General features: G+C 48.4%; 23 protein-coding genes. 16 read left to right on the top strand and 7 right to left on the bottom strand.

Annotated features, from left to right (window positions below; all coding sequences use genetic code 11):
- The first annotated feature begins 271 nt into the window (after positions 1-271).
- Complete coding sequence (gene grcA, locus A6301_RS09380; RefSeq protein ID WP_107170779.1) at positions 272-655, top strand: autonomous glycyl radical cofactor GrcA; 384 nt, start codon at positions 272-274, stop codon at positions 653-655.
- 82 nt (positions 656-737) lie between these two features.
- Here grcA and srmB read toward each other — a convergent pair whose 3' ends face one another.
- Positions 738-2,063, bottom strand: coding sequence for an ATP-dependent RNA helicase SrmB (srmB, locus tag A6301_RS09385; RefSeq protein ID WP_107170778.1), 1,326 nt, complete (start codon positions 2,061-2,063; stop codon positions 738-740).
- 134 nt (positions 2,064-2,197) lie between these two features.
- Here srmB and A6301_RS09390 point away from each other — a divergent pair, with 134 nt between their 5' ends.
- Entirely contained in the window at positions 2,198-2,944 is a 747-nt protein-coding gene (locus A6301_RS09390; RefSeq protein WP_234257638.1) for a tRNA1(Val) (adenine(37)-N6)-methyltransferase, read from the top strand.
- A gap of 42 nt (positions 2,945-2,986) precedes the next feature.
- Here the strand turns inward: A6301_RS09390 and nadB are convergent, their stop codons facing one another.
- Positions 2,987-4,588: an L-aspartate oxidase gene (gene nadB, locus A6301_RS09395; RefSeq protein ID WP_215484446.1), complete on the bottom strand. Its 1,602-nt coding sequence runs from the start codon at positions 4,586-4,588 to the stop codon at positions 2,987-2,989.
- 401 nt (positions 4,589-4,989) lie between these two features.
- On the opposite strand from nadB, the gene rpoE reads away from it, so the two are divergent.
- From rpoE to rseC, 4 genes are read left to right on the top strand one after another with little or no spacing between them, the layout of a single operon-like run.
- Complete coding sequence (gene rpoE, locus A6301_RS09400) at positions 4,990-5,565, top strand: RNA polymerase sigma factor RpoE (RefSeq protein ID WP_005973561.1); 576 nt, start codon at positions 4,990-4,992, stop codon at positions 5,563-5,565.
- Between the two features lie 59 nt (positions 5,566-5,624).
- On the top strand, positions 5,625-6,272 hold the full coding sequence (gene rseA, locus A6301_RS09405; RefSeq protein ID WP_107170775.1) for an anti-sigma-E factor RseA: 648 nt from the start codon (positions 5,625-5,627) through the stop codon (positions 6,270-6,272).
- On the top strand, positions 6,272-7,234 hold the full coding sequence (gene rseB, locus A6301_RS09410) for a sigma-E factor regulatory protein RseB (protein WP_107170774.1): 963 nt from the start codon (positions 6,272-6,274) through the stop codon (positions 7,232-7,234). Before rseA ends, rseB begins: the two co-directional genes overlap by 1 nt.
- The gene (gene rseC / locus A6301_RS09415) at positions 7,231-7,683 is read left to right on the top strand and encodes a SoxR-reducing system protein RseC (RefSeq protein ID WP_205540053.1); all 453 of its coding nucleotides are present in this window, start codon (positions 7,231-7,233) and stop codon (positions 7,681-7,683) included. Before rseB ends, rseC begins: the two co-directional genes overlap by 4 nt.
- 92 nt (positions 7,684-7,775) lie before the next feature.
- On the opposite strand, the gene A6301_RS09420 is transcribed toward rseC, so the two are convergent.
- Positions 7,776-7,988: a hypothetical protein gene (locus A6301_RS09420; RefSeq protein WP_133169879.1), complete on the bottom strand. Its 213-nt coding sequence runs from the start codon at positions 7,986-7,988 to the stop codon at positions 7,776-7,778.
- Between A6301_RS09420 and lepA the strand changes: the two genes are divergently transcribed.
- The 7 genes from lepA (at position 7,980) to acpS (ending at position 14,573) form a co-directional block, all read left to right on the top strand.
- Complete coding sequence (gene lepA / locus A6301_RS09425) at positions 7,980-9,779, top strand: translation elongation factor 4 (protein WP_039476015.1); 1,800 nt, start codon at positions 7,980-7,982, stop codon at positions 9,777-9,779. The genes A6301_RS09420 and lepA overlap by 9 nt on opposite strands.
- Before the next feature lie 16 nt (positions 9,780-9,795).
- Positions 9,796-10,761 (top strand): signal peptidase I, encoded by a 966-nt coding sequence (lepB, locus tag A6301_RS09430; protein WP_234257639.1) that lies wholly within the window; start codon positions 9,796-9,798, stop codon positions 10,759-10,761.
- A 288-nt stretch (positions 10,762-11,049) separates the two neighbouring features.
- A complete protein-coding gene (rnc, locus tag A6301_RS09435; protein ID WP_012822897.1) occupies positions 11,050-11,730 on the top strand; it encodes a ribonuclease III in 681 nt (226 codons plus the stop codon).
- Positions 11,727-12,632 (top strand): GTPase Era, encoded by a 906-nt coding sequence (gene era / locus A6301_RS09440; protein ID WP_107170771.1) that lies wholly within the window; start codon positions 11,727-11,729, stop codon positions 12,630-12,632. The genes rnc and era overlap by 4 nt, the downstream gene beginning before the upstream one ends.
- Before the next feature lie 11 nt (positions 12,633-12,643).
- A complete protein-coding gene (gene recO / locus A6301_RS09445) occupies positions 12,644-13,381 on the top strand; it encodes a DNA repair protein RecO (RefSeq protein ID WP_215484443.1) in 738 nt (245 codons plus the stop codon).
- Between the two features lie 80 nt (positions 13,382-13,461).
- Entirely contained in the window at positions 13,462-14,193 is a 732-nt protein-coding gene (pdxJ, locus tag A6301_RS09450; RefSeq protein WP_234257640.1) for a pyridoxine 5'-phosphate synthase, read from the top strand.
- Entirely contained in the window at positions 14,193-14,573 is a 381-nt protein-coding gene (gene acpS / locus A6301_RS09455) for a holo-ACP synthase (protein WP_234257641.1), read from the top strand. Before pdxJ ends, acpS begins: the two co-directional genes overlap by 1 nt.
- A gap of 17 nt (positions 14,574-14,590) precedes the next feature.
- Here the strand turns inward: acpS and A6301_RS09460 are convergent, their stop codons facing one another.
- Positions 14,591-14,851 carry a YfhL family 4Fe-4S dicluster ferredoxin gene (locus tag A6301_RS09460; protein ID WP_234257642.1) on the bottom strand — a complete coding sequence of 87 codons (261 nt, stop codon included), beginning with the start codon at positions 14,849-14,851 and terminating at the stop codon, positions 14,591-14,593.
- A 471-nt stretch (positions 14,852-15,322) separates the two neighbouring features.
- Between A6301_RS09460 and pdeH the strand changes: the two genes are divergently transcribed.
- Entirely contained in the window at positions 15,323-16,114 is a 792-nt protein-coding gene (gene pdeH, locus A6301_RS09465; RefSeq protein ID WP_165800677.1) for a cyclic-guanylate-specific phosphodiesterase, read from the top strand.
- A 787-nt stretch (positions 16,115-16,901) separates the two neighbouring features.
- Positions 16,902-18,416, top strand: coding sequence for a bifunctional diguanylate cyclase/phosphodiesterase (locus A6301_RS09470; protein WP_107170767.1), 1,515 nt, complete (start codon positions 16,902-16,904; stop codon positions 18,414-18,416).
- A gap of 41 nt (positions 18,417-18,457) precedes the next feature.
- Here A6301_RS09470 and A6301_RS09475 read toward each other — a convergent pair whose 3' ends face one another.
- The 3 genes from A6301_RS09475 to A6301_RS09485 form a co-directional block, all read right to left on the bottom strand.
- A complete protein-coding gene (locus A6301_RS09475) occupies positions 18,458-19,819 on the bottom strand; it encodes an HlyD family type I secretion periplasmic adaptor subunit (protein ID WP_107170766.1) in 1,362 nt (453 codons plus the stop codon).
- Entirely contained in the window at positions 19,806-22,022 is a 2,217-nt protein-coding gene (locus A6301_RS09480) for a type I secretion system permease/ATPase (RefSeq protein ID WP_234257644.1), read from the bottom strand. The genes A6301_RS09475 and A6301_RS09480 overlap by 14 nt, the downstream gene beginning before the upstream one ends.
- A gap of 79 nt (positions 22,023-22,101) precedes the next feature.
- A complete protein-coding gene (locus tag A6301_RS09485; protein WP_107170764.1) occupies positions 22,102-23,454 on the bottom strand; it encodes a TolC family outer membrane protein in 1,353 nt (450 codons plus the stop codon).
- A gap of 388 nt (positions 23,455-23,842) precedes the next feature.
- On the opposite strand from A6301_RS09485, the gene A6301_RS09490 reads away from it, so the two are divergent.
- On the top strand, positions 23,843-25,053 hold a 1,211-nt coding region (locus A6301_RS09490), incomplete at its 3' end, for a retention module-containing protein (protein WP_234257645.1).

A 25,053-nucleotide genomic window follows, 5' to 3' on the forward strand; every position in this document is an offset into this window, starting at 1 on the left:
TGAAAAAAAATTGAAAATTTACAAAAATATTTGCAATTGAGTGCTTTGGTAAAATTGATATAAAACAATAAATTGCCTTCACGTAGTGGGATTGCAGGGTTTTAAAATTGATTTAAGTCAAAGATGTCTGGCTATCAGGCTGGTATATAAGAGGGCAGAGGCAAACAGTTTTATACGATCGTTACGAAATTTGGCATTTTTCTGCCGATAGCGATTTTAACTCAGTTAGTTTTTAACTAAGACAATAACACGCCGTTTTACGGAGGCAATTATGGTTACTGGTATTCAAATCACCAAGGCTAACGACAGCGCGCTGATCAATTCTTTCTGGTTGCTGGACGAAGAAAAATCACAGGCACGTTGCGTATGTGCGAAATCAGTTTATAGCGAAGATCAAATCGTTCCAGTGAGCGATCTGGGTCAGATCGAGTATCGTGAAATTCCACTGGAAATCAAACCTGAAGTACGTGTGGAAGGTGGTCAACACCTGAACGTAAACGTCCTGCGCCGTGAGACGCTGGAAGATGCTGTTAAGCACCCGGAAAACTATCCGCAGTTGACTATCCGCGTATCTGGCTACGCTGTTCGTTTCAACTCACTGACGCCGGAACAACAGCGCGACGTTATCGCTCGTACTTTTACCGCCAGCCTGTAAGTTGTTACTGAAGCCTTAACAAGAAGGGAGCCGAAGCTCCCTTTTTTACATCTGTGTTTTTATTGTGTTTACAGCAACGGTTTTATTCGCTGGTCGGTTCACTGGTTTTCTGCGTGGGTTGACGACGCTTACCAATGTTTTTACTATCGCGATCGCGAACTTTCACTTTAACTTTTTCTTTTTCCTTCTCTTTTTTCTCTTTCCGCTTAGCGAGCACTTTTTTCGACGGTTTGCCCGTCGTTTTGGCGCTTGGCGCTTTGGTTTCTGGGCGGAGTTCCTCAATGATGCGTGGTTTTAGCGGCTCATTCAGGTAACGGCTGATTTTTCCCAGTAGCAGATGATCGTGCGCTTCAACGAAAGAGATGGCACAGCCTTTGCGACCCGCGCGACCGGTGCGGCCGATGCGGTGAAGGTAAGTATCTGCGGTGCGCGGTAAGTCGAAGTTAAATACGTGGCTGACATCATTAATATCAATACCACGCGCTGCGATATCTGTTGCCACCAGCACGTTAACCCGGCCGTCACTCATGCGTTTGATTGCTTCGTTACGCTTAGCTTGCACCATTTCGCCTTCGAGATAGCACGAGTTAATGCCAGCTTCACGCAGCCAGGCTACCAGCTCATGCACTCGCTCACGCTTACGTACAAAGATGATAGAACGCGTAACATCTGGCTGTTTTAACTGATGGCAGAGCAGGGCTGTTTTGTGTTTGAGATCGTCGGCGCGGTAATACCATTGCAGAATTTTTTTACGTTCCCGACGAGAGGGGTCGGATTCGACTTCAACGGGTTCGTTGAGCAGACGCTCGGCGAAATCCTTGATCGCATCCCCTTCCAGCGTCGCAGAAAACAGTAGCGTTTGCTTGCGCCAACGGGTTTCCCCAGCAATGTGTTCAATATCCTGGGCGAAGCCCATATCCAGCATTCTGTCCGCTTCATCCAGAATCAGCGTTTCTACTGCGCGGCAATCGAAGTTTTCTTCTTTGATGTATTGCAGCAGACGGCCAGTCGTCGCGACGACGATATCCTGATTTTCGCTGAACACTTCTGCGTGGTTCATATAGGCCACGCCGCCAGTGATCGTGGCGATATCCAGATGCGTATGTGCCGCGAATGCACGCGCTTGATCGGCTACCTGCATGGCGAGTTCACGGGTTGGTGTGAGGATCAGAATACGAGGTGGACCTGATTTTTTACGAGGAAAATCGATAAGATGCTGCAAAACCGGCAGCAAATAGGCGGCGGTTTTACCTGTTCCTGTTGGCGCGGAGCCTAGCACGTCACGGCCTTCCATTGCCGGAGGGATTGCCTCGGCTTGAATCGCAGTCGGACGTTCATAACCCATATCACGCAGGGCGTCTAACAGGCTTTCATCAAGATCGAGCTCGGAAAAATTGGTTACAGTCATGGTCTACCTCTATTTGGGGCGCCGATTATAGACGGATTGGCCGATTTCTTCACCTGTTTAAGCAGACATCGACACTTTTCCTGCGCTGATGTTTCACCTATGCTACTGCGGTTTGCGTTTGGAATCTTATTTTCATGAGTCATCAGGCTGATAATAAACTGACATTGCGTCGGGATGGATTTACCTTCAAGCAATTCTTTGTGGCGCACGATCGCTGTGCAATGAAAGTGGGAACCGATGGTATTTTGCTGGGAGCTTGGGTTCCGGTTTCCTCTGCAACGCGAATTCTGGATATCGGCAGCGGTTCCGGCCTCCTCGCGCTGATGCTTGCACAGCGTTCTGAACCACATGTTCTCATTGATGCCGTCGAACTGGATAGCGCTGCGAGTCAGCAGGCGAAAGACAACGTTGTTGCCTCGCCATGGGCTGACAGAATCGCGGTCTATGCCGAGGATATCGTGAATTTCGCCGCGATGCGATGCGCCGATTATTCGTTGATTGTCAGTAATCCGCCTTATTTCCAGCCTGGGATCGCGTGTGGTTCGGTTGAGCGTGAGCAGGCGCGTTATACCACCTCGTTAACCCATGAAGCGCTATTGCACTGCGCGCATCAACTGCTGATGCCCGAAGGGCTTTTTTGCGTGGTGTTGCCCGTTCAGGTTGTGGAGCATTTTCTTCCTCTGGCGCAGCAACATCATTGGTTTGTTCATCAGCAGCTTCGCGTATCGGAACAGGAAGATAAAACTGCGCACCGCGTTTTGCTGGCGCTGTCTCGCCAGAAACGGGCGTGTGTGAACTCCGCATTGGTAATCCGTGATGCAGCAAAGCGTTATTCGAGCGATTTTCAGCAACTGACAAAAGATTTCTATCTTTTCATGTAGCTGGCAGACGCATTATCGCCGCGTCTGCCTTTTCTAACTGACTTATGGCACCAGAATGGTTGGTGTCGGTGCCTCGAACTGTTCTGGATAGTCCAGCGTGTAATGCAGCCCACGGCTTTCTTTTCTTTCCAGCGCACAGCGGACGATGAGTTCGGCGACCTGCACCAGGTTACGCAGTTCCAGCAGATTGTTGGAAATACGGAAGTGGGCGTAGTACTCGTTGATTTCCTGCTGGAGCAGATGGATACGGCGTTGCGCCCGTTCCAACCGTTTAGTGGTACGCACGATCCCAACGTAGTCCCACATAAACAGACGCAGTTCGTGCCAGTTATGCTGGATCACTACCTGCTCGTCGGAATTGTCGACCTGACTTTCATCCCAATCCGGCAATTTTTTTACCGCTTTGATTTGCGGCAATCGTTGCAAAATATCCTCGGCGGCTGACCAGCCATAAACCAGACATTCCAGCAGTGAATTGGACGCCATGCGGTTTGCGCCATGTAATCCGGTATAGCTGACTTCGCCAATCGCATACAGACCGTCAAGGTCGGTACGTCCATGCTGGTCGACCATCACGCCACCGCAGGTATAGTGTGCTGCCGGTACGATCGGTATCGCTTCTCGCGTCAGATCGATGCCAAGAGACTGTAATTTTTCATCAATAGTGGGGAAGTGTTGTTTGATGAACGCTTCGGGTTTGTGGCTGATGTCCAGATACATGCAGTCTGCACCAAGCCGTTTCATCTCATGGTCGATCGCTCGGGCGACCACATCACGCGGAGCCAACTCGCCTCTGGCATCGAAATCGGGCATAAAACGTGTGCCGTCGGGGCGTTTAAGGTACGCGCCTTCACCGCGCAACGCTTCCGTCAGCAGGAAGTTTCGCGCCTGTGGGTGGAACAGACAGGTTGGGTGAAACTGATTAAACTCCAGGTTTGCCACGCGACAACCAGCACGCCAGGCCATGGCGATACCGTCTCCGGAGGAAATATCGGGATTCGTGGTGTATTGATAAACCTTAGATGCGCCACCCGTCGCTAAAACTACCGTTTTCGCCCGACAGGATTCGACGCGTTCGCGTTCACGGTTCCAGATATAAGCACCAACAATGCGGCGAGTACCGGGCAAACCCAGCTTATTGGAGGTAATTAAGTCGACGGCGTTGCAGCGTTCCATAATCCGAATATTCGGGTGGGATAACGCTTTTTGCACCAGTGTATTTTCTACTTCTTTTCCGGTTGCATCCGCGGCGTGTAGAATTCGGCGGTGGCTATGGCCACCCTCGCGCGTGAGATGGTAACGTTCTTCGCCGCTGGTGCTGGTTTCGGTATCAAATAGCACGCCTTGTTCGATCAGCCATTGCACGCAGTGTTTAGCATTACTGGCGATGAATTCAACGGCTTCCCGTTCACACAGGCCATCGCCGGCGATCAGGGTATCTTCGATATGAGAATCAATGGTATCGGCTTCATCGAAAACAGCAGCGATGCCGCCCTGAGCATAAAATGTCGCACCTTCGTTCAGCGGGCCTTTGCTTAATACCGTCACGTTGGCCTGAGAAGCCAGACGCAATGCCAGTGAAAGCCCGGCAGCGCCGCTGCCAATGATTAAAACATCACAGACGTATTCAGTGGTCGTTTGCATGGTGGTGTCGTGGATGCAAAAAGAAGAGGAAATCTGATGGTAGCACCCAATGGTCGGTTGCTGTATTGGTTTTTAGCCTCTTATCTACGCTATAAAGAATAAGCGAATGACGTCATAGGGTGAATCGTGCGAATACCCTGGATTTATCGTATCATCCTCGCAAGAGCGTAGAAGCCTCAGATGAAGACCGTGTGTTCAGATAAATACAATGTGTGATGAAGAGAATGCGTCATGATACGCATCGCAAAGACGAGTAACGGTGCTAAGTAAAAGAAAAAAATGATGACCCGGAACTTTATTGAATGTCTTGGTTCTAATGAGGAGCTTGCTCTAAATATGACTTATATAGCTGGCAGTACTATTTTGTGTGTGGAGAACGGTTTGAGTAGAGATTACCTCGGATGAGCGAGCAACTGGCAGATCAGGTTCTGGTCGAGCGAGTCCAAAAAGGCGATCAAAAATCGTTTAACTTATTGGTCGTTCGTTATCAGCATAAGGTAGCGAGCCTGGTATCGCGGTATGTTCCACAAGGGGACGTGCCGGACGTGGTACAGGAATCGTTTATTAAAGCGTATCGCGCGTTAGAATCATTCCGCGGTGATAGTGCATTTTACACATGGTTGTATCGTATCGCCGTGAATACAGCCAAGAATTATCTGGTAGCTCAGGGGCGCCGCCCGCCCTCCAGCGACATTGATGCTAATGACGCGGAAAACTATGAAAATGCGGGTGCGCTGAAAGAAATATCGAACCCTGAGAATTTAATGTTGTCAGAAGAACTACGAAGCATAGTTTTCCGAACTATCGAGTCTTTGCCGGAAGATTTACGTTTAGCGATCACGCTGCGTGAGCTGGACGGTTTAAGCTACGAAGAGATTGCCGTGATTATGGATTGTCCCGTCGGCACGGTTCGTTCTCGTATTTTTCGGGCGCGGGAAGCTATTGATAATAAAGTACAACCGCTTATTCAGCGCTAGCGAGCGTTTCCAGCTATCCGCATGACTAATGATGGATTTGACAAGGTAAGGGTGTCGGTATGCAGAAAGAGAAACTTTCCGCTTTAATGGATGGCGAAGCAGTAGATTCCGAACTGTTAGGCGCATTGTCACGCGATGACGCGTTGCAGCAAAGTTGGCAAAGTTATCATCTAATCCGCGATGCGATGCGTGGTGATGTGAGTGAAAACGTGATTCACCTGGACATCGCTTCTCGTGTTGCCGCTGCAATCGAAAAAGAGCCCGTTCGTCTGGTTCCACAAGCGCAGCCTGAATCTCAGCCACAACCTGTCGAGTGGGCGAAGATGCCGTTCTGGCACAAAATTCGCCCGTGGGGCAGCCAACTGACGCAAGTTGGTGTCGCGGCCTGCGTATCTTTAGCCGTGATTGTTGGCGTACAAAATTATCAGCAGGGCAATTCGGCCGAACATGTTGTGGAATCCGGCGTGTTCAGTACCTTACCCGCTATGGGGACAGCCTCCCCTGTGAGCTTGGGTGTACCGTCAGAAAATATAGCCCCTCATAGCGGTCAACAGAAATCTGATATGCAGCGTAACCGCCTTAACGCTATTTTGCAGGACTACGAATTACAGCGCCGGTTGCATGCCGAGCATGCTCTGCCGCAGGACGATCAGCAAGCGGCAATTCAGGTTCCCGGCACTCAATCATTAGGAACACAGCCCCGGTAATGAAGCGCGTTTGGTCCGCCGCCTGTTTTCTGATTGGCAGCCTGTTTTATTCTACGTTCGCCCCGGCTCAGAATGTTGAGCCGGGCGCGTTGCTGCAACAGATGAATGGCGCTGTTCGTTCTCTGAATTACGAAATTTCATTTATCAATATCACCCTGCAAGGATTTGAGTCGGTACGGTATCGTCATGCTGTGGTCAACAATCATTCCTTGGCGCAATTGCTGTTTATGGATGGGCCGCGACGCGAGATTGTGCAGCGTGGTAATGAGATCAGCTATTTCGATCCCGGTTTTGAGCCATTTACGCTAGCCAGCGATCATATCGTCGATTCTCTGCCTTCCCTCGTCTTTGCTGATTTCCAGAAGCTATCGCCCTATTATGATTTTGTTCCCGCAGATGGGCGGGTGCGTATTGCCGATCGTCTGGCATTAGGCGTTCGCGTTATTTCACGCGATGGTACTCGCTACAGCTATACGGTGTGGATTGATGCGGAATCTAAACTTCCACTGCGTATCGATTTACAGGATCGTAATGGTGACAAGCGGTTGGAACAATTCTTAACGACATCACTGATTGTTGACGATGATGTGGTTAGCGTGATGCGTCCGCTGGAAGGGATCAAGCTGCCTCCCGTTTTACCTACGTCTGCTGTAGAAAAAGGGGATTTCACCTGGGAGCCAGAATGGTTACCGACAGGAATGAAAGCGCTTTCGCACAGCAAAAAAATCTTGCCTGGTTCGTCCATTCCGATTGAAACTCGCTTGTACAGCGATGGTTTGTTTAGTTTTTCGATTAATATTAGCCCGTCTTCTGACGTGAGCGAGGAGCAGTCACTACTTACCGGTCGACGTTCTATTCACACCGTCATGCGGGGCAACCGTGAGATTACCGTTGTCGGTGATATTCCTCCTTCTACGGCTAAGCGCGTGGCTGACAGCATCCTTTTGAAGGCGCAACCATGATTAAAGAATGGGCAACAGTTGTGTCATGGCAGGATGGCATTGCAGAGCTGCGCTGTGAGCCCAGTGCGGGGTGTGGCAGTTGTAAATCTCGCTCATCGTGTGGAACTGGCTTATTAAGCCAGCTTGGGCTTTCTGCTGAAAATACGCTGCATGTCCCTTACGATCGGCCTTTGGAAGTGGGGCAAAAAGTGGAGTTGGGTATTTCCGAAGGGCGGTTGTTGCTTTCTGCCGCTCTGGTTTACTTTGTTCCTCTGGTTGGGCTGCTGTTCGGGGCGGCGATATTCCAAACGTTGTTCAGTACCGATCTGGCTGCCGTTATTGGTGCATTATTGGGTGGCGGTTTGGCGTTTATCGGGGTTAAACGTTGGGCAAAACGGTTAGGTAAAAATAAGCGTTATGAGCCTGTTATCCTGCAAATCGCGCTGCCTGGAACGCTGTTGCAAAATTGATTCGTACGTGTTGGCGCAAAGGGCATGTGGTGCGGAAACCGTGTTCACTATCTTGCTATCTTTCAACACGCTGTTTGCCACGTAATGACACTTTACTTCCTGCTTTCCTCTTGTTGTTCTGCTATTCCAAATAAAACCGTCATAATCAAGGGGAATGCACCGGACATGACTAGGTTTTCACGCTTCCCGCATGTAGAATGCTGCGATTCAGGTGGAATAACATCGCTGCTGTTTTCACCTATGCGCATGCCCATCGGCAAGAATTTCAGGAATATCAAGGTAGAAAAATTTTTATAATGAAGCATATACGAAATTTCTCCATTATTGCCCATATCGACCACGGTAAATCGACGTTATCTGACCGTATTATCCAGATTTGCGGCGGTTTAACCGAGCGTGAAATGGCTGCGCAGGTTCTGGATTCGATGGATCTGGAACGTGAACGTGGAATCACGATTAAAGCGCAAAGTGTAACGCTGGATTATAAAGCGCAGGACGGCCAAACCTACCAGTTAAACTTCATTGATACGCCAGGGCACGTTGACTTCTCTTATGAAGTTTCTCGCTCGCTCGCTGCCTGTGAAGGCGCGCTGCTTGTTGTTGATGCCGGGCAAGGTGTTGAAGCGCAAACGCTGGCTAACTGCTATACCGCGTTGGATATGAATCTGGAAGTGGTGCCGGTTCTTAACAAGATCGACCTGCCTGCCGCTGACCCCGATCGCGTTGCTCAAGAAATTGAAGACATTGTTGGTATTGATGCCACCGACGCTGTGCGCTGCTCTGCAAAAACAGGGATTGGCGTGCCGGATGTTCTGGATCGTTTGGTACGTGATATTCCGCCGCCGGAAGGCAGCCCTGATGAGCCGCTACAGGCGCTAATTATCGACTCCTGGTTTGATAACTACCTTGGCGTTGTATCTCTGGTACGTATCAAAAACGGTACGATGCGCAAAGGCGACAAAATTAAGGTGATGAGTACGGGGCAGGTGTATAACGCCGACCGTCTCGGCATTTTCACACCGAAGCAGATCGACCGCGATGTATTGAACTGCGGCGAAGTAGGCTGGTTGGTGTGTGCCATCAAAGATATTTTGGGAGCCCCTGTTGGGGATACCCTGACGCTGGCGCGTCAGCCGGCTGAAAAAGCGTTGCCGGGTTTTAAGAAAGTCAAACCGCAGGTCTATGCCGGTCTGTTCCCGATCAGTTCCGACGACTATGAAGCATTCCGTGATGCGTTAGGCAAGCTGAGCCTCAATGATGCCTCCCTGTTCTATGAACCGGAAAGCTCTACGGCGCTGGGCTTTGGCTTCCGCTGTGGCTTCCTGGGGCTGCTGCACATGGAGATCATTCAGGAGCGTCTGGAGCGTGAGTACGATCTGGAATTGATCACCACTGCACCGACGGTTGTGTATGAAGTAGAAACGACGGCGAAAGAAACCATTTATGTCGATAGTCCGTCTAAACTGCCGCCATTGAATAATATTCAGGAACTGCGCGAGCCGATTGCCGAGTGTCACATGCTGATGCCTCAGGAGTATTTGGGCAACGTGATTACGCTTTGTATTGAGAAGCGCGGCGTGCAGACGAACATGGTGTATCACGGCAATCAGGTTGCGTTAACCTATGAAATCCCGATGGCCGAAGTGGTGCTCGATTTCTTTGACCGCCTGAAGTCCACCTCTCGTGGTTATGCATCACTGGATTACGGCTTCAAACGTTTTCAGGCATCAGATATGGTGCGCGTTGATGTATTAATTAACAACGAACGTGTTGATGCATTGGCTCTGATTACTCACCGTGATAATTCACAATATCGTGGCCGTGAGTTCGTCGAAAAGATGAAAGAATTGATTCCTCGTCAGCAGTTTGATATTGCGATTCAGGCCGCGATTGGTAACCACATTATTGCGCGCTCTACGGTTAAGCAATTGCGTAAAAACGTACTGGCCAAATGCTATGGTGGTGACGTCAGCCGTAAGAAGAAACTGTTGCAGAAACAGAAAGACGGTAAGAAACGTATGAAGCAGGTCGGTAATGTCGAACTGCCACAAGAAGCGTTTCTGGCAATTCTGCACGTCGGCAAGGACAGTAAATAAATTCTGAGGAGTTGGCATGGCCAATATGTTTGCCGTAATTTTGGCATTGGTGACGCTGGTCACGGGGATTGTCTGGGGTTTAGAGCGCTTCGTTTGGGCTCCGGCTCGCCGGAAAAAATTTGCCGCCATGAGCGGTGCCGATCTGGCTGATGGTGCGGTTTCGTCGAAAGCCATTCCACAACCCGGCTGGATCGAAACCATTGCGTCCGTATTCCCGGTAGTGGCACTGGTATTGGTTGTGCGCTCCTTTATTTATGAGCCGTTTCAGATTCCATCCGGTTCGATGATGCCAACGCTGTTGATCGGTGATTTTATTCTGGTGGAGAAATTTGCCTATGGCATTAAAGAACCCTTCACGCAAAAAACGCTGATCGAAACGGGACACCCGAAGCGCGGTGACGTCGTGGTGTTTAAATATCCGTCCGACCCGAAGGTGGATTTCATCAAGCGTGTGGTTGGCGTGCCGGGCGATCGCGTCAGCTATAACCCAATAACTAAGCAGGTAACGATTCGTCCATCCTGCCAGGGGCAGCAGGCGTGTGATACAGCACTGGCGGTGACATACAGTAATGTGCAGCCTAGCGATTTTGTTCAGACTTTTAACCAGCCTGGTGGGGAATCGCGTGGCGGTTTCTATCAGGTGTCTGCCAATGATAACAGTGTCGATGGTGTTCGCATGGGCGCGCGCAAAGAGTCATTAGGCAATGTCACGCATAATATTTTGTTAGTACCGGGCCAGCAGGATCAGCTTGGTGGTTATTATCAGCAATCGCAGCAGCAACTTGCTACATGGGTTGTTCCGGCAGGGCACTACTTCATGATGGGTGATAACCGAGACAACAGTCTGGATAGTCGCTATTGGGGCTTCGTACCGGAGAGAAATCTGGTCGGTAAAGCTACTGCTATCTGGATGAGCTTTGAGAAGCAGGAAGGTGAATGGCCCACTGGCGTACGTTTGAGTCGCATCGGTGGCATTCATTAATCCAAAGTAAGCATTACTGAAATAAGATACAGGCAGCATTCTAATGCTGTCCGTTGTAGAATATTTCTGAAATACTTTTTGAAAGAACGTGCCCTAAATAATGCGAATTGCAGGGCAAAACGTTATCGTTTGAACACCGCTAACGTGCATGCAACGCGAAGTATGACGGGCAGAAAGGCAGGCTCCCTCATGGGAGCCAATGCAAACGAAACAGTTTTGACCGAATTGGTAAGCAGGGCTGTTCCGTATGCTGCTGTTTTTGACGCATCGTTGATCTATTGGTAACACATGAATCCCATCCTGATAAATCGTTTACAAAGAAAGCTGGGCTATACTTTTCAGCAGTACGAGCTTTTGTTACAGGCGTTGACACATCGCAGTGCCAGCAGCAAACATAATGAAAGACTCGAGTTCCTGGGTGACTCCATCCTGAGTTTTGTGATCGCTAATGCGCTGTATCATCGTTTTCCCAAGGTTGATGAGGGAGACATGAGCCGGATGCGAGCCACTCTGGTGCGAGGTAATACCTTGGCGGAAATCGCGCGTGAATTCGAGCTGGGAGAGTGCTTGCGCCTCGGCCCCGGTGAGTTAAAAAGCGGTGGTTTCCGGCGTGAGTCGATATTGGCGGATACGGTCGAAGCCCTGATTGGTGGCATTTTTCTCGACAGTGACATCCTGAATATCGAACGTTTGATCTTGAATTGGTATCAAACGCGCCTGGATGAAATCAGTCCCGGCGATAAGCAAAAAGATCCGAAAACGCGGTTGCAGGAATTTCTGCAAGGGCGTCACCTACCTCTACCAACCTATCTGGTGGTACAGGTTCGTGGGGAAGCACACGATCAGGAGTTTACTATCCACTGTCAGGTGAGCGGCTTTAGCGAGTCGGTCATTGGTACAGGATCGAGCCGTCGTAAAGCCGAACAGGCTGCGGCTGAACAAGCGTTGAAAAAACTGGAGCTTGAATGAGCGAAGTACAGACACACTGCGGTTTTATCGCGATTGTTGGTCGACCAAACGTCGGTAAATCGACGTTATTGAATCAACTGCTGGGGCAGAAGATCTCCATTACGTCCCGTAAGCCCCAGACAACGCGGCACCGCATCATGGGTATCCACACAGAAGGGCCTTATCAGGCGATCTATGTGGATACGCCGGGATTGCACATTGAAGAAAAACGGGCGATTAACCGCCTGATGAACCGTGCCGCCAGCAGTTCAATTGGTGACGTTGAACTGATCATTTTCGTTGTTGAAGGTACACACTGGAACGACGACGATGACATGGTGTTGAATAAGCTGCGCGATCAGAAACTTCCCGTGCTGTTGGCGATCAATAAAGTCGATAACGTCACGGATAAGACTAAGCTGCTGCCGCATATCCAGTTCCTCAGTCAGCAGATGGATTTCCTTGATGTTGTCCCGATCTCGGCTGAGAAGGGCACGAATGTCGATACGATTGCCAGCATTGTGCGTAAGCACTTACCGCAGGCAACGCATCACTTCCCGGAAGATTACATCACCGATCGCTCACAGCGTTTCATGGCATCGGAAATTATCCGTGAGAAACTGATGCGCTTTCTGGGTGAAGAATTGCCGTATTCCGTGACGGTCGAAATCGAACGTTTCGTGACTAACGAACGTGGTGGTTATGACATCAATGGCCTGATTCTGGTTGAACGTGAAGGCCAGAAGAAAATGGTCATTGGTAACAAAGGTGCCAAAATTAAAACCATTGGTATCGAGTCGCGTCAGGATATGGAAGAGATGTTTGAAGCCAAAGTTCACCTTGAACTGTGGGTTAAAGTGAAATCCGGCTGGGCAGATGACGAACGTGCCCTGCGCAGCCTGGGTTATAGCGAAGACTTGTAAGGTTCACGCCGATGGAAGGCTGGCAGCGCGCATTTGTCTTGCATGGGCGACCTTATAGTGAAACCAGCTTATTGCTGGATCTGTTTAGCGAAAGCGATGGTCGAGTTCGCGTGCTCGCTAAAGGTGCGCGAGCTCGACGCTCTAGCCTAAAAGGCTGTTTACAGCCTTTTACTCCGCTGCTGGTACGCTGGAGCGGGCGGGGGGAAGTGAAAACCTTACGCAGTGCGGAGCCTGTCTCGTTGGCGCTGCCGCTGACGGGCTCGATGCTGTATAGCGGTTTATATGTTAACGAGCTGCTGTCTCGTGTGCTGGAACATGAAACTAATTATTCCGCTCTTTTCTTCGATTATCTCCACTGCTTACAACACCTTGCTGCACAGGATGCTTCTCCAGAACCGGCATTAAGACGCTTTGAATTAGCGTTATTGGGCTATCTGGGATACGGCGTCGATTTCCTGCATTGTGCTGGCAGCGGTGAACCTGTAGCAGATACTATGACCTACCAGTATCGAGAAGAAAGGGGATTTATTGCCAGCCTGGTTGTCGATAATAAAAGCTTTACCGGACACGAGTTACGCTCGTTGGCATCGCGTGAATTTCCTGATGTTGGCACACTGAAGGCTGCAAAGCGTTTCACCCGCATCGCGTTAAAGCCGTATCTGGGGGGGAAACCGTTGAAAAGTCGTGAACTGTTTCGACAGTTCGTTCCTGCTGCTAATGTGTCCAAATCCACCTCTTCTGATAAATAATCCCTTCTCCTCAGTACCCCGACGCTGTGACATCGGTGTAAACTCCAACGTATCGTGCATGACTTTATAGAGGGTTTATCATGGCTGAACTGTTACTTGGCGTTAATATTGACCACATCGCGACACTGCGTAATGCGCGTGGAACGGCGTATCCCGACCCCGTTCAGGCTGCTTTTGTTGCGGAACAGGCTGGTGCGGATGGCATTACAGTACATTTGCGTGAAGATCGTCGCCATATTACGGATCGTGATGTACGGATACTGAGAGAGACGCTCCAAACCCGTATGAACCTGGAAATGGCTGTCACGGAAGAAATGCTGAATATCGCCTGTGAAGTGAAGCCGCATTTTTGCTGTCTGGTACCGGAGAAACGTCAGGAGGTGACAACCGAAGGCGGGCTGGATGTGGCGGGGCAGCAGGAAAAAATCGATAACGCGGTAGCCAAACTTAGCCGGGCTAACATATTGGTTTCGCTATTTATTGATGCGGATAAACGGCAAATTGATGCCGCCGTTGCCAGCGGTGCACCTTATATCGAAATTCATACGGGAGCCTATGCCGATGCACCCGATGATGAAACTCGTCAGCATGAATTTGAGCGCATTCGCGATGCGGCGACTTACGCTGCTGCGCAAGGGCTTAAAGTCAATGCTGGTCATGGTTTGACCTACCATAACGTTCTGCCTATCGCCGCGCTACCGGAAATGCACGAATTAAATATCGGGCATGCCATTATCGGACGCGCAGTAATGAGCGGTCTGAAGGAGGCGGTTGCCGAAATGAAGAGTCTGATGCGCGAAGCTCGCCGCTAATGGCGATTCTTGGGCTCGGCACCGATATTGTCGAAATCGCCCGTATTGATGCTGTTATTGAACGTTCAGGCGAGCGATTGGCTCGCCGTGTTCTGACGGATGCTGAATGGGCACATTATCAGCAGCATCAGCAGCCAGTCCGTTTCCTTGCCAAGCGTTTTGCAGTGAAAGAAGCAGCTGCAAAAGCTTTCGGTACGGGAATTCGCAACGGACTCGCGTTCAACCAGTTTGAGGTTTTTAATGACGAGCTGGGCAAACCTTGTCTGCGGTTTTTTGCTAAGGCGGCAGAGTTGGCAGAACAGATAGGCGTAAGACGCGTACATGTAACGTTGGCTGACGAAAGACGCTATGCCTGTGCGACGGTGATTATCGAAAGCTGACACTCGCTATTGGATGCTCAAATCCTGTCAGCGTGGTGCATGAGCACATATTTTTCCCATAGCTGCTCATTACCTTCAACATGGCTTGGATCTTTGACGATCGTATTGTCGATTGGACAAACTTTCTGACATGTAGGTGTGTCGTAGTGACCAACGCACTCCGTGCAGAGCGTGGTATCAATTTCATAAATGTCCATGCCCATGGAGATGGCCTGATTAGGACACTCGGGCTCACACATGTCACAGTTGATGCATTTATGGGTGATGAGTAACGCCATGATGTTCTTCTACCTTACAAATAAGGCGCAGATTATACCCGTTGACGCTCGTTTAGACACGCGTAACTATGGTTGATGGGTAATATACTGCCGAATTGGCCTCTGTTGCCTTTGACGTGCTTTCTCCCCGGCGGCTATTTTCTGTCGCTTTCATGTGTTTTCGCAGGTCTTCAGCATGCGACCTATTGGCTACATAAATAGTGAGGTTACAGGGTAAAATTACCATCTGTTCGTTAAATTGGTTTTATGTGTATGCATTAGACTGCATAAATCAGCCAGTGCGACTGTGTTTATTGGTTTTTAATTTATTGATTTACAATTTAAATAAATTTAGTTGTGATATTGAACCACTTATTTTTGTAATATCATGGACATCGATTTAATCGGTTTTGCCGATTAAGTTTGCATCTTGAGAGTCGATGCCGGTGCATGCCCATATGATATAATTTTATAACTAATAGTGTCAGTTTAATGGCGGAACTCATAGTGCAGCAGGAAGGTCATCTTAATCAGTTTGGAACTGGATTTTTCCAACAGGGAAGCGTGGAGCCGTTAGACGCTGATTACTGGCAACAATGTCAACGGCGGTATACTTTTCAGCCCATTTATCGAACATCTGGTAAATTAATGGCTATTGAGTTACTGACTTCCGTTTTTTCTCCTACCCTGCCGCAAAAGTTCATCTCTCCTGAAAAATACTTCGCAAATATTGATGTCGATACCCGCCTGTTAATTATTGTAGAACAACTGCAACTTTTGTCTCAATGGAGTTTCCGATTTACTCGCGACGATCTTTTTGCCTCTGTCAACATCGATGGCATGACGCTATTGGCGTTGCAAAATAATCTGGAAGCCAAACGCCTGATCGCGGAAATGCCTTGGATTCGTTTTGAAATGGTTGAAAATCAGGGGGGGTTGCCGAAAGAAGTATTAACCAAACTCCCTGAGGCACAAACGTTGTGGTTGGATGATTTTGGCTGTGGCATGGCGAATTTTTCATCATTGATGCTGGCTCAGTATGATTGCATCAAAGTCGCGCGTGAGCTCTTCATTCTCCTGCAACAAAGTAGTGAAGGACGCACTGTTTTTCCCGCTTTGATCGCGTTGCTATCACGCTTTTGCAATTATGTGGTGATTGAAGGGATCGAAACACGAGAGGAGTGGGCGATTGTTCAGGCTTCGCATGCTTATGCTGCCCAAGGTTACTATCTTTCACGTCCCCAGCCATTTGAGAATTTTGAAACGTTGAAGCTCGAACTATAGGTAATAACCTGTTGTTTTGAATATGATTTTACTCATTAGAGTACTGCTATACATCTCGTCGCTTTTCTTCTTCCGTATCAACTCATTATGTTTTCTAATGCTTCATGGTTGTGTGAAAATTCGCCACGCCGACAACTTTACCTCTCATTTCACTTCATGAAGTAAAATGCCATTTTTGTTTTATTTTTGTTATTTAATTCTTATTTTATTTGTTATAACAGTGTTTAGTTTCAATAAACTAAAAGGAAGAGGGGTTACAAATTTTGCATCAAATTATGACATATATCATCAGGCACTTGCGTTAATGATTTTATTTTTTTCTTTTAATTATTTGATTTTTAATGGTAAAAAAATATAATGTTTACTGTTAACGATCAAAAATCATTTTGTGATAGATTTTATTGATTAAAACAATGATACTTATTGGTATAATTGATTTGCTTACAAAAAATTGACGTTCAAAATATATCTCCATATACCTTTAGGAATATTCTTTTATTCCATTAGAAAAGCTTATAACCCGAACAATTACTACTATTAAATTAAGATACTCTTTTGAATTTGCTGTTTTTATCTGCGCACAGCCATATGCGAGGGCTTTATGCTGACGTTGCTATGTTTCTAAATACTCCTGCTTCATGGAGCGTTTTTTCTTTCATCCTTTCTGCTCTCTGGAAATTCACCGATCCCGAAAATCGGCGGGGTAGGGGTTTGTTGCCGGGATTTTTCGCCATCTGCGTTGTGATGTGTACGATCAGGACCACTCGGGCCTGAGGAGAGTGTTATTGTGTATGAAATTATAATAACCTTACTGTTAATGCTGTTATTGTTTTCTTCTGTGAAAAATAGAAAAATTAAACAAAAGTTTAAAACTGAACAGAAAAAACAAGATTTTCTCAACATGACTTTTTTTGCAATGGAATATAGTCCTGCCTCAATTATGATCGCAGATGAAAATTGTGAAATTATTTACGTAAATCGTCAGTTTATTACCATGTCTGGCTATATGCCGGATGAAGTTATTGGCAAAAAAACGAATATATTAAACTCTGGCATGACTAACGCCAGCGTCTATGAAGATCTGTGGGCTACCATAAATAAAGGTAATGTTTGGAGTGGTGAGTTTGTTAACCGACGCAAAGATGGGCAACTGTATTGGGAAAAGGCCAATATCGTTAAAATATATAATAAAGCGAGTAACACGACTCAATATGTCGGCATTAAGTTAGATATCACGGAACGGAAATCACAGGAACATCACGATAATTCATACAATCGTGCGCTGGAACTGTTATCAAGCGGTGCGCCGCTGAAAGATATTCTGGATGCGATCATTTTCAGCGTTGAGGAGAAAAATCCTGGCCGCATCGTTTGCTCTGTACTGTTAGTCGATAAAGACAAGAAATGTCTGACGCTTGGATCTGCACCAAGTCTGCCTGGTTTCTATAAAAATGCCATTCATAATGTAAAAATTGCTGATGGTGTGGCTTCTTTTGGTACGGCAGCTTATACCGGAAAGCGCGTAGTTGCTGACGATATTTCAGTTCATCCACACTGGTCCTTATATAAAGGGTTGGCATTATACGCTGGGCTGCGCTCCTGCTGGTCTGAACCTATCATTGGCCAGAACAAAGAAATATTAGGTGTTTTAAGCGTTTACCATCGTAAAGTCTATGCACCGACCGAGGAAGAAATTTTCTCTATAGAGAAATCTGCACAGCTGATTGCGATCGCTATAGAGCGATACCATGCCATCGATATGCTGCGGAGGAGTGAGGAACACTATCGGCAACTGGCGCATTATGACTCATTAACGTCATTGGCTAACGGCCTGACGTTCGCCGAACAAATGGAACAGGCGATTCTGTTATCTAAGCAAACTGGCAGAAAAATCGCGCTGATGTTCCTCGATCTCGATAAATTTAAACAGATAAACGATTCATTCGGACATGCTGTTGGCGATTTGCTATTAAAAGAAGCCGCGGCGCGTATGCGTGGCGCGGTTCGTGATTCGGATACGGTATATCGCCGCAGCGGCGATGAGTTTATTATTCTGCTTCAGGGTATTAAAGAGATTGATAATACGCTTTATGTTGCCGATAAAATCCATAACGCATTGAACAAACCTTTTGAGATCAATGGTAAAACGTTGGATATATCATGCAGTATTGGTATTGCATTGTACCCAGAGCACGGTTCCGATTCTCTGACGTTGGCAATTAATGCCGATTCCGCTATGTATCAGGCTAAAGCGATGGGGCGGAGCCAAACACAGATTTATCACAGTATGAATGAGCACTGATTAGTGGAACAGATAAAAGGCGCATGTTGAGCGCCTTTTTATTATCTTTCTCGCAGTGCTTCCGCTTTTGCCCGAATGATTGGCTTTAACAAATAACTGAGGATCGTTTTCTTTCCCGTTATTATATCTACCGAGGCTACCATGCCGGGAATGATAAGAAGAGGTTTATCGGCTGAGCCTAAATAATTCTTATCAGTCCGCAAACGAATAATGTAAAAGCTGTTCCCTTCTTTATCGGTTACCGTGTCTGGGCTGATTTGTTCCAACTGACCTTTTAAACCGCCATAGATGGTGTAGTCATAGGCCGTCAACTTTATTATGGCATCCTGACCAGGGTGCAAAAAGGCAATATCCTGAGGGCGAACTTTAGCTTCCACCAGTAGCTTGTCATCTAGTGGAACAATTTCCACCAGATCGCTACCCGGCTGAATCACCCCCCCGATGGTATTTACCAGAACCTGCTGCACAATACCGCGAACAGGGGAGACGACTAGCGTTCGATTTACCCTGTCTTCCAGTGCTTTACCCGTAGCTTCAATTTTATTCAGATTGGTTTGTGCTTCACTGAGCTGAGATAACGCCTCGCTTTTATAACGACTGCGGGTTTCTTCTATTTTATTCTCGATCTCTTTAATTGCAGATTCCGCTCGGGGAATTGAGAGTTTGACAGAGTCGAGCTGACCACGGGTTTCGACTTCAGCACGGCGTAGGCGCAAAACTTCTACTTTAGAAATTGCGCCTTCTGCAATCAACGGTTCCGACATTTTAATTTCTTGCTGAAGCAGACCCAGACTATTGCGGAATTGAATCTCTTTGGCAGAAAAATCCCGCAGTTCTTGGCGACGTTGGATCAACTGCTCTTCCAGACCGGATACTTCATTATGAAGCTGCTGGCGACGGCTGTTATAAAGCTCTTGTTCTCCTGCTGCAATTTTAGGCGCTTGCGTCATTATTTCTTCGGAAAGCATGAGCTCCCTATCGCTGATTTCGGCGTTCAGGCGCTCAACGCGTGACAGCAGTGCAAGCCGGTCAGCTTCGGTTTCTCCTACATTGGAAGCAAAGCGAGTATCATCAAGGCGCAGCAAAGGATCGCCAGCATTGACGACCTGACCTTCACGAATGAATACTTCCGTGACGATTCCACCTTCCAGATTCTGAATTTTTTGCAAGCGAGAAGAAGGGATGGCTTTACCCTCGCCTCGGGTGACTTCATCAATATTCGCCAGTCCCGCCCACAAAATAAAGAACAGGAAAAAGGCCCCGATAGCCCACAGCGTGAAGCGAATAGAACGTGGTGAATCCTCAGCCATTGCCCGGCTTACTTCTGGCATCGTTTGTAGGCTTTCCTCATCTCCACCAACAAAATACCGTTTGATTCGTTTGATATATTTACCGAGACGCATTGATCTGCCCCTTCTTCAACGCATCCATCACGATCGCTTTCGGCCCATCCGCAATAATTTTGCCTTTATCGACAATCACTAAACGATCGACCAGCGCCAGCATGGAAACTCGATGGGTAACTAGCAATAGCGTTTTTTCCGCAATGACGGGGGCGAGAGCTTGCTTTAACCGATCTTCGCTGGTGTTATCCATCGAACTGGTGGGTTCATCAAGAACCAGAATCGGAGGGTCAAGCAATAGCGCTCTGGCTATCGCAACAGCCTGACGCTGCCCGCCGGAGAGTTGTTGGCCTCGTTCGCCGACCTGAAGGTTGTAGCCATCGGGGTGCAGGCGTGCAAACTCGTTTACCCCTGAAATTTCAGCGGCTCTTAGCATGGCTTCATCTTCGACATAGCGCGCGCCGCTAATGAGGTTATTGCGCAGCGAGCCACTGAACAATTGAATATCCTGCGGGACATAGCCGATGTTGTGGCGTAAATCGCTGACATCCAACTGACGGGCATCAACACCGTCGATCAGAATATTACCCGTGTTGGGCTGATAGAGATTCACGATCAGCTTTTGCAATGAGCTTTTCCCTGAGCCGCTGCGGCCAATTACCCCCACTTTCTCACCGGGAGAAATGGTCAGACTGATACTTTGCAGTGAACTGGTTTTTTGTTCTGGGTAGTTGAACGTCACATCGCGAAATTCGATCCCACCTCGGATACTCTCGCGCTTCAGCGGATGTTCGTTATCGCTACGTTCTTGCGGTAGTTGCATCATCTGTTCGGTGGTTTGCATCGTCAAACGCGCTTGCTGATAACGGCTGACCAGCCCTGACAGTTGGCCTAACGGCATAAGCGCTCTGCCGTTCAGCATGTAACAGGCAATCAGCCCACCCATGCTGAGTTTACCGTTAATTAGCATATAAACGCCGACGACAATCATAGCCACGCCAGCAAATTGCTGGAACCACTGCGTCAGGTTCACTGCCAGTGAAGACAACGCTTTCGCCCGCATTTCCAGCTTACTCAGACTGCCAATCGTCTGTTCCCACTGGTGCTGCCGTTCGCTTTCTGCATTGTTAACCTTGATCGCATCCAGGCAGCTCAGCGTTTCGATCAGTGTTGCCTGTCGTTCACTGGCAAGATGCATCGTTTTTTCAATCGTGGCAGACAGCGGTTTTTGCATCGCCCAGCTCGCCAGCAGGGCGATAGGGTAGGCCAGTATGGAAACCCAAACCAGCGGACCGCCGATGATGCCGATAACCAGCAGCAGAAGCAGCGTAAAGGGAAAATCGATCAGCGTCGTCAGCGTCAGCGAGGACAAGAAATCTCTGAGCGACTGAAATTCATGAATATTTTGCGCAAAGCTACCGACTCGTGGTGGCCGAGCCTTCATCGACATTCCGGTAATGCGCTCAAATAACGTGGCTGAAATAATCAGATCGGTTTTTTTGCCCGCCATATCGAGGCAAATGCCGCGTAGCGTTTTGAGAATTAAATCGAAAACAAAAGCACCAGTAACGCCGATTGCCAGCACCCATAATGTCGCCGTTGCCTGATTAGGTACAACGCGGTCATAGACATTCATCACGAACAACGGTGTGGCAAGTGCGATAATGTTCACCAGCAAACTGGCAAGGATGGCATCCAGATAGAGCGAACGTGAAAGCTGAAGCGTATCTCGAAACCAGGATTTGGTATGAGGGATCAGTGACGGATTTTGCAAATCGAACTGATGGCGGGGCTGGGCGAACATCACTAAGCCAAGGTAATTCTGTTGCAGCATATTATGCTCAACAGAAATTTCTCCGCCTTCAGTTTCACTGGGCATCAGACGTGCGCTGCCGTCGGCGTTCCAGCCTAACAGAATCGCTGCGCCTCCTTCCCGTAGCAGCAACATCGCGGGAAGTGACATCTCAGAAATTTTATTCAGGGAACGTTTGAGAACGCGGCCTTGCAATCCTGCACGTGCTGCGGCTCTTGGGAGCAATTTTACGGATAAGCGCTGGTTAGCTAAAGGCAAGCCAGCGGTGAGAGTGGTACGGCTGACGGATTTCCCCTGTAAGGCACAGAGGATCAGCAAACTATCCAATAACGGGTCGTCATGACGGCTGCGAGGGTCACTATTTTCATGGACGATGGGTTCATGAACGGTAGATTCATGGGCGACCGATTCATCAGAACCTTTCGTCTCTTGTACTGAATGCAACTTCATTTAACTGAACGTTCCCTTACACAACGTAATTCCCTCGCATATAAACCATAATTTATTGCTGGCTGACTAATGAAATATATTAATTAAGGCTTGGCAACTCTGCTTGGGTTGTCACGTTTGTCAAACTGACACCTGCATCAGGCGTTGGGATCGCTAAACGATTCAATAACTCTCCCATACGCGATGTGATCCGGTATTCGGTATAAAGGGCGATGAAGCGAACCTCGACCAGGCGTCTTTGTGCGGTGAACAGTTCGTTTTCACTATCCAGCAAGTCCAATAACGTTCTTTCTCCCAGACCAAATTGCTTCTGATAGGCGGTACGTACTTTCATACTGCGATCGGCGTATTCGGCGGCAATCGGAACCTGTTGACGTGAATTATTTAGCGCTGACCAGGCGAGCTTCAGTTCTTCATTCAACAACCGCAGAGCATTGTTTCGAACATCCTGTGCTTCTTTTACCTGATAGGCTTTAGATTCCATGCTGGCCTTGCTACTGCCGCCTTCATACAGGTTGTAGCGCATCCGCAGCATCGCTTGCCACTCATTGTTTTGGCCGCGCGTCCCATCAACGTTATTATTCATTGTGCGAGAGAGTTCAACGTTGAGGCGTGGATAAAAGGTTGATTTTGATGTTTCATACTGCTGCTGCGTGGCTTCAATATCCGATTCTGCGGATTTTAGTGCCGGGCTATTTGCCAACATGATGCGTTGTGCTTCCTCCAAAGAAGGGGGAAGTTTTATTGCGGACGCATCGGGCATAACCAAATTTTCAGGCACTTTTCCGACAATACTCATGTAGTTGATTTTGGCATCGTCCAGATTGGTTTTTTCTGTCAGCGCGTTGTTGCGTGCTTGTGCTAAACGGGCTTCCGCCTGATCAAGGTCGGCCAATCTCCCAACGCCTTGCTCGCTGCGCAGCCTTATTTGATCGTAAATGCGCTCATGGCTTGCAAGATTGGCTTCTGCCAGGCGGACGAATTCTTGGCGTTGCAGTACGTTGAGGTACACCTGAACGGTGCCTAATGCCGTCGCTTCACTTGTATTCAACACTTTATAGGCGCGTGAATTGACGGTGGCACGCTGTCTGCCAACTTCACTCGAGGTAGCAAAACCATCAAATACCGTCTGGTTCAGAGCGATGCTTGATTCCTGACGACTGAGCTCCGTGCGTTTATTGGCACTAGCACGTGTTGAGGGGCTATCGGTTTCCTCACGGCCAACGCCAGCATTCAGCGTAATGGAGGGAAGATACCCGCCTTTTGCCGCACGTAAGTCGTGTTCGGCGGAAAATCGGCTATTAATGGATGCACTCACTTCGGGGTGTGTGTAAAGCGAGCTTTTTATTGCATCCTGGAGCGTCTCGGCATACGTCGCTGTGGAAAAAAGGGCAATAAAGGGTAATAAAACAAAACGGTATCTACGCATCATTAGCAGTTTTCCTTCACAAAAACTTTATTTGTGATTATTCCTATTAAAGTGTTTGAGTGTTATATAAACGCTTAACGAATTTATTTTTTTTATTTCTTTAATATCAGTGCGTTAATTCTATCGCAAAGGGCGTATTGAGAGAAAGAAATAAGACTTACCCTAAATGAGTAAAGTTCTGGAAAGAATATTCTGAATTTTTTATTATATCGCTCATCGAGTCAAGCGTTTGACGCATAACGGCAGCATTATCGTAGCGTTTTTTTTAAAAAATGTCAGGACGACACACAGCAAATCAACCCTATCAGGATGATAGTCAAAATCTATAGCTGCAATATCGCAATATCATAAAAATAATTATAGATATCAAGGAGAAAGTATTTTGAACGGTGTGATTGGTGTTATTAAATTCGTTATTGGACAAGTTTTTGTTGTCGCGCTTGATGGGAGTCAGAGACTGTTAGTTGCTGGCGATCGCGTTTACAGTGGTGAAGAAGTGATAACCGGTGCTAACGGCGCGGTTTCAATCACATTACCTGATGGTAAGACACTGGATCTGGGACGCGATAGCCACTGGAGCGATGTAAGCAGCGCATCTTCTCAGAAAAATGTAGATGTCGCCAATGATGTCGCAGCTATACAAGATGCTATTGCTCAGGGCGCTGACCCAACGCAAGTCCTAGAGGCGGCCGCCGCTGGTAATGATGACACTGGCGAAGCGGGTGATGGCGGTGGTGGGCATTTCAATTCAACGGTGGTACTGGATTTAACGGCTGATGTCGTGACTGCCCCGATTGGTTATGATACTGCGGGCATATCGTTTACCGATAGAGCCTCATCTGTTCTGGATGGTGTCGATTCATCTACGTTGCTTACTGCCACTGCTGCTACCACTGCGGAAGATAATAGTGCACCGGTCACGGCGGATCAGAGTATTGCCACGGATGAAGATACGCCGGTGAGCGGCACCATTGTGGCCACCGATGTGGACGGCGACACGCTGCGCTACAGCGTGAGCACGCAACCTGCTAACGGCACCCTGACGCTGGACGGCAGCACCGGGCAATATACCTATACGCCGAGCGCCAACTTTAACGGCAACGACAGTTTTGTCGTCACCGTCTCGGACGGCAACGGCGGCACCACCACCAGTACGGTGAGTATCGGGGTTCGTCCGGTCAACGATGCGCCGGTGACCGCCGATCAGAGTATTGCCACCGATGAAGATACGCCGGTGAGCGGCACCATTGTGGCCACCGATGTCGATGGCGACACCCTGAGCTATACGGTCGGTACCCCGCCGGCCAACGGCACGCTGACGCTCAATGGTGCTACCGGCGCGTACACCTATACGCCGGGCGCCAACTTTAACGGCAACGATCGCTTTATTGTCACCGTCTCGGACGGTAACGGCGGGACGGCGACCAGCACCGTCAGTATCGGGGTACGGCCGGTCAACGATGCACCGGTGACGGCGGATCAGAGTATTGCCACCGATGAAGATACGCCGGTGAGCGGCACCATTGTGGCGACCGATGTCGACGGCGACACCCTGAGCTATACGGTGAACACGCAACCGGCCAACGGCACCCTGACGCTGGA

It is taken from the genome of Pectobacterium sp. IFB5596 (assembly GCF_021432585.1).
GTDB lineage: Bacteria > Pseudomonadota > Gammaproteobacteria > Enterobacterales > Enterobacteriaceae > Pectobacterium > Pectobacterium punjabense.

What these genes read in the sequence shown, in the direction of transcription:
- grcA (WP_107170779.1), top strand. Translation starts at nt 272, where the DNA reads ATGGTTACTGGTATTCAAATCACCAAGGCTAACGACAGCGCGCTGATC.
- srmB (WP_107170778.1), bottom strand. Translation starts at nt 2,063, where the DNA reads ATGACTGTAACCAATTTTTCCGAGCTCGATCTTGATGAAAGCCTGTTA.
- A6301_RS09390 (WP_234257638.1), top strand. Translation starts at nt 2,198, where the DNA reads ATGAGTCATCAGGCTGATAATAAACTGACATTGCGTCGGGATGGATTT.
- nadB (WP_215484446.1), bottom strand. Translation starts at nt 4,588, where the DNA reads ATGCAAACGACCACTGAATACGTCTGTGATGTTTTAATCATTGGCAGC.
- rpoE (WP_005973561.1), top strand. Translation starts at nt 4,990, where the DNA reads ATGAGCGAGCAACTGGCAGATCAGGTTCTGGTCGAGCGAGTCCAAAAA.
- rseA (WP_107170775.1), top strand. Translation starts at nt 5,625, where the DNA reads ATGCAGAAAGAGAAACTTTCCGCTTTAATGGATGGCGAAGCAGTAGAT.
- rseB (WP_107170774.1), top strand. Translation starts at nt 6,272, where the DNA reads ATGAAGCGCGTTTGGTCCGCCGCCTGTTTTCTGATTGGCAGCCTGTTT.
- rseC (WP_205540053.1), top strand. Translation starts at nt 7,231, where the DNA reads ATGATTAAAGAATGGGCAACAGTTGTGTCATGGCAGGATGGCATTGCA.
- lepA (WP_039476015.1), top strand. Translation starts at nt 7,980, where the DNA reads ATGAAGCATATACGAAATTTCTCCATTATTGCCCATATCGACCACGGT.
- A6301_RS09420 (WP_133169879.1), bottom strand. Translation starts at nt 7,988, where the DNA reads ATGCTTCATTATAAAAATTTTTCTACCTTGATATTCCTGAAATTCTTG.
- lepB (WP_234257639.1), top strand. Translation starts at nt 9,796, where the DNA reads ATGGCCAATATGTTTGCCGTAATTTTGGCATTGGTGACGCTGGTCACG.
- rnc (WP_012822897.1), top strand. Translation starts at nt 11,050, where the DNA reads ATGAATCCCATCCTGATAAATCGTTTACAAAGAAAGCTGGGCTATACT.
- era (WP_107170771.1), top strand. Translation starts at nt 11,727, where the DNA reads ATGAGCGAAGTACAGACACACTGCGGTTTTATCGCGATTGTTGGTCGA.
- recO (WP_215484443.1), top strand. Translation starts at nt 12,644, where the DNA reads ATGGAAGGCTGGCAGCGCGCATTTGTCTTGCATGGGCGACCTTATAGT.
- pdxJ (WP_234257640.1), top strand. Translation starts at nt 13,462, where the DNA reads ATGGCTGAACTGTTACTTGGCGTTAATATTGACCACATCGCGACACTG.
- acpS (WP_234257641.1), top strand. Translation starts at nt 14,193, where the DNA reads ATGGCGATTCTTGGGCTCGGCACCGATATTGTCGAAATCGCCCGTATT.
- A6301_RS09460 (WP_234257642.1), bottom strand. Translation starts at nt 14,851, where the DNA reads ATGGCGTTACTCATCACCCATAAATGCATCAACTGTGACATGTGTGAG.
- pdeH (WP_165800677.1), top strand. Translation starts at nt 15,323, where the DNA reads ATGGCGGAACTCATAGTGCAGCAGGAAGGTCATCTTAATCAGTTTGGA.
- A6301_RS09475 (WP_107170766.1), bottom strand. Translation starts at nt 19,819, where the DNA reads ATGCGTCTCGGTAAATATATCAAACGAATCAAACGGTATTTTGTTGGT.
- A6301_RS09480 (WP_234257644.1), bottom strand. Translation starts at nt 22,022, where the DNA reads ATGAAGTTGCATTCAGTACAAGAGACGAAAGGTTCTGATGAATCGGTC.
- A6301_RS09485 (WP_107170764.1), bottom strand. Translation starts at nt 23,454, where the DNA reads ATGATGCGTAGATACCGTTTTGTTTTATTACCCTTTATTGCCCTTTTT.